At 69.2% G+C, this 16,529-nt stretch carries 4 protein-coding genes; all 4 read left to right on the forward strand.

Annotated features, from left to right (window positions below):
* Positions 1-7: 7 nt before the first annotated feature.
* Complete coding sequence (locus tag ABZX86_RS16890) at positions 8-1,891, forward strand: condensation domain-containing protein (protein WP_355124366.1); 1,884 nt, start codon at positions 8-10, stop codon at positions 1,889-1,891.
* Positions 1,888-6,546 carry an AMP-binding protein gene (locus ABZX86_RS16895; RefSeq protein ID WP_355124368.1) on the forward strand — a complete coding sequence of 1,553 codons (4,659 nt, stop codon included), beginning with the start codon at positions 1,888-1,890 and terminating at the stop codon, positions 6,544-6,546. The genes ABZX86_RS16890 and ABZX86_RS16895 overlap by 4 nt, the downstream gene beginning before the upstream one ends.
* A 266-nt stretch (positions 6,547-6,812) precedes the next feature.
* Complete coding sequence (locus ABZX86_RS16900; protein ID WP_355124370.1) at positions 6,813-10,250, forward strand: amino acid adenylation domain-containing protein; 3,438 nt, start codon at positions 6,813-6,815, stop codon at positions 10,248-10,250.
* Between the two features lie 55 nt (positions 10,251-10,305).
* Complete coding sequence (locus ABZX86_RS16905) at positions 10,306-16,512, forward strand: amino acid adenylation domain-containing protein (RefSeq protein WP_355124372.1); 6,207 nt, start codon at positions 10,306-10,308, stop codon at positions 16,510-16,512.
* The last annotated feature ends 17 nt before the right edge of the window (positions 16,513-16,529 follow it).

The following is a 16,529-nucleotide window of genomic DNA, read 5'->3' on the forward strand; positions in this document are numbered from 1 at the left end:
TCACGTCATGACGCTCGATACCCACGCCGTACCCGCCGCCCCGGCGCGCTCCGCCGCGCGCGGGCTGCCGCTGTCCCCGGCCCAGCAGGCGGCCTTGCTGCCGGAACGGCTGGCCCGGACCGCTGCCGCCAATGTGTATGTGGCTCTGGAGATTCCGGCCGGGCTCGCCGACGGTGTGGCGGCGCGGGCCGCCGAGGTGACGGCCGCGCACGACCTCCTGCGCGCGGTCTACCCGGATGACCGCCGAGTGCCGTATCAGCGTGTGGAATCCGTCCCGGCGACGGTGGCCGAGATCGTCGAGATCGCCGACGCCGCACTCCCGGCTGCTCTCCTGGCCGACGCCGGTCACGCCTTCGATCTGGTGCGCGAGTTCCCGATTCGAATCCGGCTGTACCGGCTCGCCGATCACGCGGTGCTCTCCCTCGCGGCCCATCCCGTCGCCGCCGACGACCGCACCATGGAACTCCTGGTCACCGCCCTCTGCTCGAACGAGCCGGTGCGCGCCACCGCGCAGTACCGAGATTTCGCCGCCGAGCAGATGAAATCCCTGGCCGCCGAGAACGATTCGCTGACCTTCTGGAAACAGCGACTGGCGGACCTGCCCGAACAACTGCTGCTCGTGGGCGAACGCCCCGCCCTCCCACGCAGCACCCGCGCCGTCGTCCAGATCCCCACCCCCGTCATCCCCACCTCGGTCATCCCCACCTCGGTCATCCCCACCTCGGTCATCCCCACCTGGGTCATCCCAACCTCGGACATCCCAACCCCCGTCATCCCGGCGCGGGTTTGGCCGGGATCCACGCCGGATGCGCTCGAACAGGTTTCGGTGGATCCCGGCCAAGAGCATGCCGGGATGACGGGGGGACGTGGCGACTCCGAGGCGGATCCTGCCGCCGCGTCCGCCGAGCCTCTCTCGATATTGGCGGCGCTGGTGGCCGCCGCGCTGCGGGAGCTCGGGGCAGAGGCTGATATTCCGATCGGCGTCGCTACCGAAGCGCGGTCCGAGATCGCCGCCGATGTCCTCGGCAATTTCGCCAATTACCTGGTGCTGCGGGTTGATTCGCCGCGTAACGGGGCGCCGTCACAGCTGGTCGCCGATGCCGCACGGATTCTCGATGAGGCCCGTGCGCATGCCGGTACCCGCATCGAACGGCTCACCCATCAGCTGCGCGGCCCGGGCGGCGCGGCCAAGGGCGGCCTGTTCCAGGTGCAGCTCGCGGTGCGTCCGGGTGTGCTCGAATTCGATGCTGCCGCTGGCAGGGTTCGGGAGATCGCTCGTGCGGCGGCCCGTCCGCACGGGGTGGACCTGATCGTCGATGTGGTCGCGACCGCGGATGGCTGGACCGTGACCGTCGATCTGGCGGAGGCCCTGTCCCGGCGCTATGCGGCGGGGGAGTTCGCGCAGCTGCTGCGCGCGACGGCCGAATCCTGGTCGGCCGCACCGGGTACCGCGCTCGATTCGGCCGAAACGCCGGAGCCGTGCGACTGGTTCGTACCCGATGCCGAGGCCGGGGAGCTGGATCCGTACGCGATCTCCGGACTCGGTGGCCCGCCGCGGACCGATGCGGAGCGGGCGGTCGCCGCCGTGCTGCGCGAGGTGCTGGAGCTGGACGAGGAGGACGAGGTCGGTCGCGAGGACAATTTCTTCGCGCTCGGCGGCGACAGCGTGGCCGCACTGCGCTTTGTCACCCTGCTCGCCGAGCAGGGCCGTATCGTCGATGTGCAGAAGGTGTTCGAATTTCCGGCCGTGCACGAGATCGCCGCGAGCCTGACCGCTGAGAATGCCACTGCCGCAGCACCTGCCGAGCCCGCCGCCGTCGCCCCGATGGCGGCCTCCGGCCTCGACGCGGCCGCCCTGCAGGCCCTGGCCGGAAAGCTTGCCGGCCGGTGAGCGTGGAGATTCTCGATATCGTCGCGCTGTCGCCGCTGCAGCGCGGCCTGTACTCGGTCAGTGTCGCCTCGGGCGCGGTCGATCCGTATCTGGTCACCTTCGCGGTGCGCGTCGAGGGCCTGGCCGAATTGGCCACGCTGCATACGGCTTTCGATCAGCTGCTGGAGCGCTACCCGCATCTGGGCGGCGCGGTGCTGACCGACGGCCTGCCGCATCCGGTACTGGTCACCACCTCCGGCGGCCGCATCGGCTGGCGCGAGTTGGATCTGCGCTCGGCCGCCGACCCGGAAGCCGCGGCCCGGCAACTGTATTGGGACGAGGGCCGCCGCCGCATCGATCTGGATCGCGGCCCGCTGTTCCGGGTTGTCGCCGCGCGGGTGGGTGCGGATGCCTACGAACTCGTCTGCACCGCACACCACATCATCATCGACGGCTGGTCCATCCCACTGCTGTTCGCGGATCTCATTGCGCTGCACAGCGGTACGGGTGCGGCGCTCCCGCCCGCCCCGCCGTTGCGCGAGCACGCCGCCTGGCTCGCGACCCGCGATACCGCCGCCTCGCTCGAGGCGTGGCGCCGGGCCCTCGCCGGTCTCGCACCCATGTCCATGCTCGCCGCTCCCGCCCCCGCCGATATCCCGACACTGGGTGAGGCCCGCTTCGACCGCGCCGACACCGATCGCGTGACGGCATGGGCGCGCAGCCACGGCCTGACGCTCAATACGGTCCTCCAAATGGCCTGGGCCCGAATACTTTCCGGGCTCACCGGCCGCGACGACGTGGTCTTCGGCCAGACCACCTCCGGCCGCGACGCCTCGCTCCCCAATGCCGAACGCCTGGTGGGCGCACTGGTCACCACCATCCCGGTCCGAGTACGCATGGACGATCGCACCCCCGCGGAAATCGGCGCCGCCCTGCAACGCGAAGTAGCGCAACTGCGCGCCCACGAATACCTGGGCATTGCCGAAATCACCCGCCACACCGGCGGCAGTCAACTCTTCGACACCCTCCTGGTCTTCGAGAACACACCCATGGGCGCGGTCACCGCCGATATGCCCCTGGGCGGCGGCGCCCGCCTCATGCCCCGCCGAGTCGATTCCCCCAGCCACTACCCCCTCGCCATAGTCCCAGTCGTAGAACAGGGCGAACTCATCACCCGGGTGGAAATCCGCCCGGACCTCGTCTCCCGCTTCGACCCCGACCGCCTGGCCCGCCGCATGCTCGCCGTCGTCCGCCGCCTGGTCGACGCCGACACCGCCTGCAATATCGACCTCCTCCTCGACGACGAACCCGCCGCCCTGACCACCGAGCCCCCGCAGCTATCCGCGCAGACCGACCCGTCCGCAAAGCCCGGCGACTCGGGTCAGACACCCCCCGGCTCGGGTCAGACACCCCCCGACTTGGGGCAGGCACCCCCCGGCTCGGGTCAGACACCCCCCGGCTCGGGGCAGGCACCCCCCGACACGGGTCAGACACCCCCCGTCATCCCGGCACGCTTTTGGCCGGGATCCACATCTGAAGTACTCCAAGACAGTTCGGGGGATTCCGGCCAAGAGCATGCCGGAATGACGGGGTCGGGATCCACATTTGCACTACTCCACGACGATTCGGGGGATTCGGGCCAAAGGCATGCCGGGATGACGGGGTCGGGCTCCGCCGAGCTGGTATCCGGCAAATCGGTGTCGACAGGCCTGGTGTCGGACGTACTGCTCGCAGCAGCGGCGCGTTCCGCGGATTCGATCGCCGTCATCGATGCCGAAGGTGAGCACTCCTTCGCCGACTTCGGCGCCGCTGTACGCACTCTGGCCGCTGATCTTCGCGCGAACGGCGTGCGGCCGGGCGACTCGGTGGCCGTGGTGCTCCCGCGTGATCGCCGAGTCCTGCACGCCCCCTTCGCCATTGCGCACGCGGGCGGTGTCTGTGTGCACGTCGATCCGGCGACCCCACCCGACCGCCTGGCCTACCTCCTGGAAACCTCCGGCGCGACACTGGTGCTGGCCGACGAGGCGCTGGTGGATGTCCTGGCGCAGGTGCGCGCCCAGGGCATCGACTGTGTGCACGGCATTCCCACCGCCGCAGGCGAATTGCGTTTCGTCGGCCCCGCACCCGAGCCCTCTGCTCTGGCCTCGCGCCAGGTCAGCACGGCGGATTCCCCGTTCTATGTCATCTTCACCTCGGGCACCACAGGTCGCCCGAAGGGTGTTGTGGTCCCGCATCGTGCCCTCCTCAACCACTGGGCCAATCACGAACGCCGCATCTTCGCCCCGGCAGCGGTTCAGCTGGGCAGGCAGCTGCGGATCGGCCACGGCTGGTCCACCGGTTTCGACGCCGCCTGGCAGCCGACGGTAGCCCTGCTCAGCGGCCATACCGTCGTCATGCTGGGCGAGCACGTCCGCACCGACGCCGAGCAGATCGCCGCCGCCATCGCCCGGCACGGCATCGATATCTTCGACACCTCCCCGTCGATGTTGCCGCGCCTCATCGCCTTCGGGCTCTTCACCGAACGCGATGGTGTCGAGCACTGCCCGCTGGCGGTGCTAGCCCTGGGCGGCGAGGCCATCAATCCGGATACCTGGAAGCGCCTGCAGGGCCTGCCGGACACCCGCGTCATCAACTTCTACGGTCCCACCGAAACCACGGTGGAAGCGCTGATGGCCGATGTGCACGACCATATTTCGCCGACCATCGGCCGAACCTTCGACGGTATGACCGCCGAGGTGCTCGATCACCGCCTGCGGCCGGTGCCGCCGGGCGGACAGGGTGAGCTCTATCTGTCGGGCCCGCAACTCGCCCTGGGCTACCTCGGCCGTCCGGCCACGACCGCCGCGACCTTCGTCGCCGGTCCGTCCGGAAGGCGTTATCGCACCGGCGATCTGGTGTGCCGCGCCACCGACGGCACCCTCGTCTACGAGGGCCGCATCGACAGCCAGGTCAAGATCAACGGCTATCGGGTGGAGCCCGATGAGGCCGCCGTGGTGCTGCGCGAACTCGACGGCGTCGAGCACGCCGCGGTCCTGGCCTACACCGACAACGGCCGGACCCGCCTGGGCGCGCTCGTGGTCAGTGACGTGCCGGTCCCGCAGCTGCGCGCCGCTCTGTCGCAGCGCCTGCCGCGCTTCCTGGTGCCGACCCGCATCGTCCCGGTGCCCGAGATCCCGTTGAACCGCAATGACAAATTGGATGTGCACGCGGCCACCGCCCTGCTCACCGCACCGGTGACCGGATCCGGCGGCAGCGATCCAGCGACCGAGACCGAGCGCACGCTGCTCGGCGTGATCTCTGCACTCGGCGCGGCGGGCACCGGCCCCGGCATCACCGACAGCCTGGTCGATCTCGGCATCGACAGCATCGGCGTCATCGATCTCGTATCCCGTTTGCGTGGTGCGGGTTTCCGCGTGGCGGCCCGGGACATCCTGGCCGCCGGAGATCTTCGCGAGCTCGCCGCCCGGCTGGACGAACTCGCTGTCGCGGGGGAGGACCGCCCGGAGGCGGCGGTCACGCCCGCCGGTACCGTGCTGCCGCTGACGGCACTGGCCCGCGAGATCATCACCAATGGCGACTATCGCTATCTGGCTCAGTCCCAGGTGATTTCGCTGCCGGACGATGCCTCGCCCGACGAGGTGGTGGCCCGGCTGACCGCCCTCGCCACCGCCCATCCGACCCTGCGCTCCCGCCTGGTCCTCGGCTCCGGTGAGATCCCCGTCCTGGTCGTCGACGAGCTGCCACCGTCCTCGGTATGGCTCGACACGGTCGACGGAACCGGCTCGCCCGCAACCTATCTGGCAGACACGGTCGCCCGCCTGGATCCGGCGGCGGGCCGCATGCTGGCGGCCACGGTACTGGCCGGACCGCAGCGCCGACTGCTGCTGTCCATCCACCACCTCGCCGTGGACGTGGTGTCCTGGCTGATCCTGGTCGACGATCTGCGCCGCCTGGAACAGGGCGACGCACCCCTGAACGAGGAGCCGGGCGAGCAAACAATCACGGCCGCAGTCACTTCCGGAACCGAGATCCTGGGCACTCCATTGGCGGGACGCTTCACCGACCCGTCCACGGACCGCGCGGGCAAGGTCGCACAGCGCATTGTGGAGCTGGGCCCGGACCTGACCGAACAACTGTTGTCGGAATGCGCGGAGTCGGGTGTCCCGCTCGAGGATGCGCTGATTCTGACCTGCGCCCGCACCTTCCCCGATATCGCCGATGCCGACGGCCGCATCGCGATCACCAGGGAGTCGCACGGTCGCCCCGACGAGGATGATTCCCGCCGTGTCGGCTGGTTCACCGTGGAGGAAACGGTGCTGGTCCCGGCCGGCGACCGAGCGGGCCGTCTCGATCTCTCGGAACGCACCTTCGCCGCCCGCGGCCAATTGCGCATCAACCACCTGGGCCGCTTCGATGTGCTCCAGTTCGGCAGCGGCCCTTGGTCACCCGCACCGCTGTCGGAGTTCACCGGCGAGTTCGGCGTGGCCGCCCATCCGGATCTGCCCCTGCGCTTCAGCGTGGACATCACCACGGCGGTGGTCCCGCGCGCCGGCAGACCGTCCCTGGTCGCCCAGTTCGACGTGAATTCAGCAGTACTCGACGAGCCATCGGCAGACGCTCGCGCAGCTCACTGGGCAGCGCGGCTCTCGGAGCTCGTCCCGTCCCACGCCCTCTGATAGACCGCACAGCCCGTGACTGATCCACACAGCCCCCGCAAGGGCGGTGGGGGTTGGACACGGGCTGTTTCGTCGTTGGAACAGCCCATCCCGGGTGGGCTCCATCGGTGTATTCGCTTGTCAGAGCGGTGCAACTGATCATTTAGGTTAGCCAAACCACACCACTATTCCGCGCCCGGTGGTATGAGCTACCATCCTCGTAAGGTTAGGCAAGCCTACCTTTGGTGTCTCGACCGAGGCCGACCGTTCGCTGGATGAGGAGTTCGATGCTCGACAAGGCTGAGATTCGCGTGCTCGTGGCGGCGGCGCTGGACATCGCGCCCGAATCGATCGGCGACGACGCCGATCTCGTGAGCCTGGGGATGCATTCGATGCTGCTCATGCACCTCTCCGCCAAGTGGCGTAAGCAGGGCTACGAGGTTCGCAGCTCGGCCCTGGCCCTGGAGCCGACCATCGACGCCTGGACCGCTCTGTTGAACGCCGGTCGTCTCGAGACCGCCCCCGCGCCCGCCCCGGCCGTCGAATCCGCCACGCCGGGCGATGAATTCGCCCTGGCCACCATGCAGCACGCCTACTGGATGGGCCGCCGTCAGGATCAGGCCCTCGGCGGCGTCGCCGCGCACCTGTACGTCGAATTCGACGGCGACGGCCTTGATCCGGAGCGACTGCGCCGCGCGGTGACCCGCCTGGTGCACCGCCACGAGCAGCTGCGCGCCCGCTTCACCGACAGCGGCACCCAGCAGACCCTGCCCGAACCGCTGCGCCCGGTCTTCGAGGCCGTCACCCTGAGCGCGGACGCCGAAACCGTCGAACTGGAACGCATTCGCCAGCTCAAGAGCCATCAGCGCATGGATGTCGAGGCCGCGCAGGTCATCGATATCGCACTGTCACTGCTCTCCGGCGGTGGCCACCGCCTGCACGTGGACGTCGATATGCTCGCCGCCGACGCCCAGAGCTACCGCCGCATTCTCGAGGACCTCGCCACCCTGTACGAGACGGACGCGGACCTCACCACCTCGCTCGACTACACCTTCCGCGCTTACCTGACCGCGAAAGACGCTGCCGCCCCGGACAATTCGTCCGACCGCGCCTGGTGGTCCGAGCGCCTCGGCGACCTGCCCGATATCCCGGCCCTGCCGGTGCTCCCCGAGGAGCAGCGCCGCGACCCGAGTCGCAGTGTGCGCCTGCACCATGGGTTCGATCCGCAGGCCAAGCAGCGCCTGCACCAGGCCGCGCACAGCCACGGCGTGACCCCCGCGATCGCGCTGGCCACGGTGTTCTCCGAGGCCATCGCCCGCTGGTCGGCCCGCCAGCGCTTCCTGCTCAATGTGCCGCTGTTCAACCGGGAACCGCTGCACGACAGTATCGATCAGGTGGTCGGTGACTTCACCAACTCCGTGCTGGTCGACGTCGACGCCGAACGCCGGGAGTCCATGGTCGAGCGCGCCAAGCGCCTGCAGCGCGAATTGCACACCTGCGCCGCGAACTCCCGGTACGAGGGCCTGGATGTACTACGCGATCTGGGCCGCCTGCGCGGCGCGCCGGTGACCCCGTCGGTGGTGTTCACCTCCGGTCTCGATCTCGGTGAACTGTTCTCGGAGCGGGTTCTGCGGGTCTTCGGTGCACCGGTGTGGATTATTTCGCAGGGCCCGCAGGTGGACTTGGACGCCCAGGTCGTCGAGCTCGATGGCGGCCTGCTGGTGAACTGGGATATCCGCCGGGACGCCCTGCCCGCCGGAGTCGCCGAGGCCATGTTCACCGAATTCCGTTCGCTGCTGGACGCTTTGGTGGAACCCGAGGCCGACTGGCACGCCGATCTGGCCATCGCCCTGCCGCCTGCCCAGCGGGCCGTGCGCGCGGCGGTCAATGCCACCGATACCGATCTGGGTGGTGCGCGCACCCTGCACGAGGCGTTCTTCGCACTCGCGCAGCAGTATCCGAAGCGCCCGGCCCTGCGCTGGCGCGGCGGCGGTGTCAGCACCTACGGCGAACTGGCCGAGCAGGCGCTTGCCGTCGGCCAGGCGCTGACCACCGCCGGCGTGCGCCCCGGCGATACGGTCGCGGTCATTGTGCCCAAGGGACATCGGCAGATTCCCGCCGTCCTCGGTGTACTGGCCGCGGGCGCGACGTATCTGCCGATCAGCACCGAGCAGCCCCGGGCTCGCCGCGATCGCATTCTGGAGCGCGGTGGCGTCCGGGTGGCCCTCGTCGGTACCGAGGCCGAGCTGCCCGCGCAGGTCACCGCGGTATCCCTGGCCGAGGCGAGCGCCGGGCCGCGCCTGCACGCGGCGCACATTCCGTCCGCCGATGCCGTGGCCTACGTCCTGTTCACCTCCGGCTCCACCGGCGAACCGAAGGGCGTCGAGGTGAGCCACCGCGCCGCCGCCAATACGCTCGACGCCCTCACCGCGTACTTCGGCCTGGGCGCGGATGATCACACCATCGGACTGTCCGCCCTGGAATTCGATCTGTCGGTCTTCGACATCTTCGCCCCGCTGGCACTGGGTGGCGCGGTGGTCGCGGTCGAGGCCGATATCGAACGCGATGCGGCGGCCTGGTCCGGGCTGATCGCGGAAACCGGTGTGACCGTGGTGAACTGCGCTCCCGGCCTGATCACCATGCTGCTCGATACCGCCGCCGCCGAGCAGCTGCGCTCGGTGCGCGTGGTCATCACCGGTGGCGACCGCGTGAAATCCCAGCAGGGACACCGCTTCCGGGAACTGGTTCCGGGCGTGCGCTTCGCCGGTCTGGGCGGCACCACCGAAACCGCCATCCACTCCACTGTTTACGAGGTCACTGACGACTACCCGGCCGACTGGGCCAATGTCCCCTACGGCACGCCGATGGCGAATGTGCGCTGCCGCGTGGTGAACAGCCGCGGTGAGGACTGCCCGGACTGGGTGGCGGGGGAGCTGTGGATCGGCGGCCGCAGCGTGGCCGACGGCTACCGCGGCGATCCGGAGCGCACCGCCGATCGCTTTGTCACCGTCGACGGCATTCGCTGGTACCGCACCGGCGATCTGGCGCGCTACCTGCCCGACGGCACCCTGGACTTCCTGGGCCGCGCCGATCACCAGGTGAAGATTCGCGGCTTCCGGGTCGAGCTCGGCGAGGTGGAATCCGCCCTCGCCGCACAGCCGGGCATCGGTGAAGCCGTTGCGCTCGTGACGACTTCGGGCCGGTTGGCCGCCGTGGCCGCGGCGAGCGACGGGGTCACCGCCGAGCGCATTACCGCCGGACTGCGGGAACTGCTGCCCGCGCATATGATTCCGGACATCCTGGAGCTGGTTCCCGCGATTCCCTTGACCAGCAACGGAAAACTGGATCGTGCCGCCATTCGCCGCATGGTGGCCGCCGGTGACGACAGCGAGCGCTATGCCTATGTCGCACCGGAGAATCCGCTGGAGGCGGCGGTCGAGTACATCGCCGCTCAGGTACTCGGACTCGAGAAGCTCGGCGCGACAACGGATTTCTTCGATGCGGGCGGCAATTCGATTCTCGCCACCACCCTGACCGCGAAACTGCGCGGATTGCTCGCCGTCGACAGGGCCGGTGTCACCGCGGTACTGGAGGGCCGCACGGTACGCGGCATCTGCGCCGCCCTGCTCGCCGCGGAGCCCGCGCCCGATCGACTCGATCAGGTCGCCCGGATTCTGCTCGAGCTCGCCGAGATTCCGCTCCCGGAGCCGGTGGGCGCGCGCTGACCGTCCCGGCCACCGGAATCTGCAGGCTCGAAGTACAAGGATTGGTTCTCACCTGATGAAGTCGCTGGAAGACCTACAGGCAGCAATGGCGACCCGGCTCGCGCAGGCCGGCCTGGCGGCCGCCCCCGCAGTGCCGGTGCGCCGTGATCCGGCGCGCGCCGCCCTGTCCTTCGGACAGCGCTACGTCTGGGCGCATCAGCAGATAGCACCCGACAGCGCCGCCTACAATCTCTGCCTGGCACTGACTTTCGACGGTGACGTCGACGGCCCGGCGCTGCGCCGGGCGTTCCTGGCGCTGGTGGCCAAGCACGAGGTGCTGCGCACCACGTACCACAATGATGAGCAGGGCGACCCCTACCAGCGCATTCACCCCGAGCTGCCGCCCCGCCTCACCGATGTCGATCTCACCGGGTTCGATCCGGCGGCGGCTGATGCCCGGCTCGCGGAGCTCACCCGCGCCGCCGCGCACGAGACCTTCGATCTGTCCGGCGAGTCCTCGCTGCGGATCACCTTCGCCCGCACCCGCCCCAATCGGCTGGTAGCGGTCGTGGTCATCCAGCACATCGCCTGGGACGGTATGACGCTGCCGGCGCTCTCCCGTGACGTGGAGGACTTCTACCGGCAGGCGCGCGCCGGCGAGATCTGGATCGAACCGCTGCGCCTGCAGGTCGCCGACTTCGCCGAATGGGAGCAGGACCGCTACCGCGCGGACGACCACAGCGCCGATATCGGTTTCTGGGAGAGCCAGTTCGACGGTGAGGTGCCCGAACTCCAGCTGCCCTACGACCGCCGCCCGATCACGGTCACCGAGCGCGGTGATCGCTTCGACCGCCTGCTCGGCGAGCGCGCGGACGCGAACCTGCGGCGGCTGAGCACGCAGTTGCGCAGCACCCCGTTCGCGATCTTCCTGGCCGCCTACTACCTCGCGCTGCGCCGGACCACCGGACGCCGCGACGTCGTGGTCGGCACCACGGTCGCCAATCGCGAGGAATCCGGTCAGGAGCTGCTGATCGGAAACCTGAGCAATATGATCCCGCTGCACTTCACCGGCGCGGGCGCCGACACCTTCGCGCAGCTGGTCGATCAGGTACGCGGCGTCACCACGGAAGCGTTCCGGCACAAGCACTTTCCGCAGGAGGGCATCGTCCGCGCGGCCAACAGCGCCACCGGACATGTCGGCTCCAAACTCTTCGACACCATGGTCCTGTTCCTGCACCAGAAGATCGACGGCCCGCAGCTGCCCGGCGCGGTCACCAGCTGGGAACTGATCGACAATGGCGGCGCCCTGCTGCCGCTGGTGGTCGAAACCTTCATGCACGCCGACCGCACCGACGTCCAGATCACCTATCGCACCGACCTTTTCGATCTCGGCACCATCGAGCGGCTGCACGAGTACATCGATCAGATCCTGGCCGCCGCCACCCCCGGCGCCGCGCTCGCCACACTGGAAACGCTGTCCGCTTCCGACCGCGCCCGCCTGGAATCGTGGTCGTACGGCGACAGTGTGGACATCGCCGCCGAGACCGTCGACGCCATGATCCGAACCTCGGCACAGGAGCATCCCACCCGGGTGGCGGTGATATTCGAGGACATCGAGTTCACCTACGCCGAATTCGATTCCCGTGTCAACGGACTCACCCGCCTGCTGCTGAAACGCGGTGTCCGCAACGGTGACCGGGTCGGCGTCTACGCCGAGCGCAGCGAATGGCTCCCCGTAGTCTTCGCCGCCGTCCTGCGCGCGGGCGCGGTCTACGTCCCCGCCGACCCGAGCTACCCCGTCGACCGCATCGAGTACATGCTCGGCGACTCCGCGCTCACACTGATGATCACCACGATCTCAGCAGAATCCCCCCGTCATGCCGGGATGACGGGGGTCTCGCTCGTGGATCTCGCTGACCCCGCCGTCCAGGCCGAACTGGCTGCCGCCGACAGCACGCCGGTGCGCGCCGACGAGCTGGCGCGGCCCATTCACCCGCTCGATGCCGCCTACCTGCTCTACACCTCCGGCACCACCGGCCGCCCCAAGGGTGTGGTGATCAATCACCGCGCCGTCGCCAATCACGTGCAGTGGATGCGCGATTACCTGGGCTTCGGCGAGGAACGCATTCTCCAGAAGGCCCCCATCGGCTTCGACGTCTCGGTCTTCGAACTGGTCAACGCCCTGTGCACCGGTTCTGCCACGGTGCTCCCGCATCCGGAGTGGTGGCAGGCCGATGTGGAGGCGCTGGCCGGAATCATCCACCGGCACAAAGTGACTCAGCTGTCGCTGGTACCGAGCGTCACCCGCGCCTTCCTGGACGCCAATCCGGATCCGGCCCGGCTGCAGTCGATGCGCTATGTCTACCTGGGCGGCGAATCCGTGCCGCCCGCCCTCGTCGAGGAGGCGAGCCGGGTCTTCGGCGGCACCGTGCTCGGCCTGTACGGTCCGACCGAGGCCGCCATGGACCTGACCCACGAGGACTTCGCGGGCACCCGGGGCGGCGACGAGATCCGCTCCGCGCTCATCGGTGTCCCCGAGGCGAATTCGTCGGTCTTCGTGCTGGACGAACAGCTGCGGCAGGTCCCGCCCGGCGTCACCGGTGAGCTGTACCTGGCCGGTGTCCAGCTGGCGCAGGGCTATCACAATCGGCCCGGCCTCAGTGCCGCGACCTTCGTGGCCAGCCCGTTCAGCATCGAACCCGCCGCCCGTATGTACCGCACCGGCGATATCGTGCGCTGGAATTCGCGCGGCCGGCTGGAATACCTGGGCCGCGTGGACGATCAGGTGAAGATCCGCGGCCACCGCATCGAACTCGGTGAGGTCGGCACCACCCTGCGCCGCATGCCCGGCATCGGCTCGGCCGCGGCCGTCACCCTGACCCGCGGCAATGACGCGGTCCTGGTGGCCTACTACGTGGCCGAGCCGGATTCGGTGTGCGCCACCGATTCCGAGACCGCCACGGCCGGCCGCATTCGCGCCTACCTGGCCGAACGACTACCGGACTACATGATCCCCGCCGCGCTGGTACGCCTGGCCGCCCTGCCGCTCACCGCCAACGGCAAGCTGGACCGCCGCGCCCTGCCGGAGCCGGATCTCGGCGGCAGCACCGGACGAGGACGCGCGCTGGGCCAGGGCCCGGAGGAACTGGTGGCCGAGGTGGTCCGCCAGGTGCTCGGCCTGAACGAGGATCTCGGCCTCGCCGCCGATGACGACTTCCTCGCCCTGGGCGGCGATTCCATCACCGCCATCCGCATGGCCTCCGCCCTCAAGAAGCGCGGCCTCGCCATCACCACCAGCGCCCTGTTCGACGCCCGCACCATTGCCGCCATCGCCGCGGCCACCGAGCCCATCACCGATGCCGCCGCCCCCGCCCTGATCGACGCGGGCGCGGCCACGGGCTGGATCCCGCTGCAGCCGATCGCCGCCATGCTGGTCGAAAGGGTCGGCGAATACACCGGATACAGCCAGGCCACCGCCGTGGTAACCCCGCCCGGCGCCACCGCCGGACAACTCACGACCGCCCTGCGCGCCCTGCTCGACCGGCACCCGCTACTCCGTGCCCGCCTGGCCCCGATGCCCCCGCGTCATCCCGGCACGCTTTTGGCCGGGATCCCCACGGCCATCGGAGATCCCGGCCAAGCGCAGGCCCCGATGCCAGGGGACGCTACGAGGGAGGAGCTCGGCTACTACGTTCCCGAGGATGGTGAATCCCAGCTGCCCCTCCAGCTCGCCGAGGTCGAAATCGCCTCGGAAAACTGGGATTTCGCCGCCGCGGACCTGCTGCAGGAGCAGTTGCATGCGGTGGGTGCCGGGCTCGATCCGGCCGTCGGCCGCATGGTCGGTGCGGTCTGGGTCCGCACCCCGGATCGTGCCACCGGCCGCCTGCTGCTGGTCGCGCACCACCTGGTGGTGGACGGCGTCTCCTGGCGCATCCTGCACGACGATCTGCGCCAGCTCTGGCAGGACGGTGTGCTCGCACCCGAGACCGGCACCTCGGTGAAGACCTGGAATACCAACCTGATTCGCTACGCACAGGGCGAGACCCTGGCCGCCGAACTGCCCCGCTGGCGGGAGATCGCCGAGAGCGCGGATCCGCTGCTCGGCCATCGCGCCTTCGATCCGGCGCTGGACACCGTCGCGACCCTGCACGAGGTCACCGCCGAACTCGATGCCGAGGACACCCGCTTCCTCACCACCACCGCCGCGCAGACTTTCGGCTGCGATTTCCTCGATATCCAGGTGGCCGCGCTCGCCGTCGCCGTGCACCGCTTCCGGCGCTCCCACGACCGGGACGCCGAGTCCGTCTCGCTCACCATGGAGCGGCACGGGCGCGCCGAAACCCTTTTCTCCGGAGCCGATCTCGCCAATACCGTGGGCTGGTTCACCAGCGCCTACCCGGTGGCGCTGCGGGTGCTGCACGGCGGTGAGGCCGAGGTGGTGGCCGCGGTGAAGGCCGTCAAGGAGCAGCTGCTCGCGGTGCCGGAATCCGGGATCGGCTGGGGTCTGCTGCGCTGGCTCGAGCCCGAGGCGCGGGCGCAGCTGGAAGTGCCTGCCGCACCGCAGATCAGCTTCAACTACATGGGCCGCTTCGCCGTAGCCCAGGGCGCAGCCGAAGCATGGTATGCCGCACCGGAATTCGGCTACCTCGGCGGTCATGCCGACCCGGCCATGCCGGTCGCCGCGGTACTCGATGTGAACACCGTGACCATCACCGACGGCGATCAGGCGACATTGCGCGCCTCCTTCCGATTCCCGGCCGGAGTGCTCGCCGACGGCGAGGTGCACGAACTGGCAGACCTGTGGACCGGTGCACTGCACGATCTGGCGAAGACGGTGCGCGACAATCCCGTTCGTCAGTTCACCCCCAGCGATGTGCTGGCCCGCGAGGTCAGCCAGCTCGATTTGGACCGCTGGCAGGGCCTGTGCGGCGCCTTCGCCGACGTGCATCCGCTCGCGCCCATGCAGGCGGGGTTGTACTTCACCGCGCTGGGCTCGGGCGGTAAGGATTTCTACAATGTGCAGACCATGATCGCCGTGCGCGGCGATCTGGAGGTACCGCGCTTGACGACCGCGCTGGACACCGTGCTCAATCGCTATCCCAATCTGCGCGTGGCGATTTCGGTCTCGCACGCCGGACAGCCGTACGCGATCGTCAACGAGCGCATGACCTTCCAGGTCCGCGAGGTCGACTTCGCGCAGCTGCCGGATGCGCAGCAGCGCTTGCGAGATTTCCTGCTCGCGGATCAGGGCGAGCAGTTCGATCTCTCGCGCGGACCGCTCAGCCGGGCCACGGTCGTGCATCTGCCCGAATCAGTGCACATGCTGGTGCTCACCTCACACCACCTGCTCACCGACGGCTGGTCCGGACAGCTGCTGCCGCAGGAGATCTTCGCCGCGTACACGACCGCAGGAGCTGCCGCACCGCTCGGCGATCCGGGCACCTTCGCGGCCTTCCTGCGCCTGACCCAGGATCGCGAGGCCGCCACCGAGGCCGCCTGGTCGGGCTATCTGGACGGCGTCCAGCCCTGCCTGGTCGCACCCAACCGGGTGCCCGAGGGCGGCGGCGTCCCCACCGGCCGCTCGGCCGCCATCGACCCCTCGGTGGTCGAACGCCTCACCGAACTGGCCGCCGAGCTGGGCACCACCTTCAGCGTCATCTGCCAGCTGGCCTGGGCCAATGTGCTGCGCTACGTCACCGGTGCGGACACAGCGGTTTTCGGTGAGGTGGTCTCGGGCCGCCCCGCCGACCTCGACGAGGTCGACAATGCCATCGGCTGCTTCGCCAATACCATTCCGGTCGCGGTCGGCCTGCGCGGCGAAGCGACCTGGCGCGAGCATCTGGCCGAAATCCAGCACCGCCGGGTGGAACTCATGGAGTTCCACCAGTACCGCCTCACCTCGGCCATTCGCGCGACGGGCATGCGCAAGATCTTCGACAGCATGTTCGTCTTCCAGTCCTATCCGCCCGGCCGGGAGGAACTGGAAAGCCTGCTGGCACAGGAGAATCTGGAGCTGGTGACCTTCGAGGGCGGCGGCGCGACAGATAACGCCCTGCTGGTCATGATCTTCCCCGCCAATTCGCTGCTGCCCGCCGACGGAGTACAGGCGGTGGTCTTCTACGCCGAGGACTCCTTCGACGCGACCGAGGCCGAAATCATCGAAGCCGCCTTCCACGACACCCTGCGCGCCATTGCCGAGGCCCCGGACGATCGGGTCGACGCCGCCGCGGTGCTCGGCGATGAGGACCACGGCCTGCTGGTCATGCGCCGGATGTGGTTATGAGAAACAGGAGTAGAGAC

The organism is Nocardia sp. NPDC006630, assembly GCF_040611495.1.
Classification (GTDB): Bacteria; Actinomycetota; Actinomycetes; order Mycobacteriales; family Mycobacteriaceae; genus Nocardia.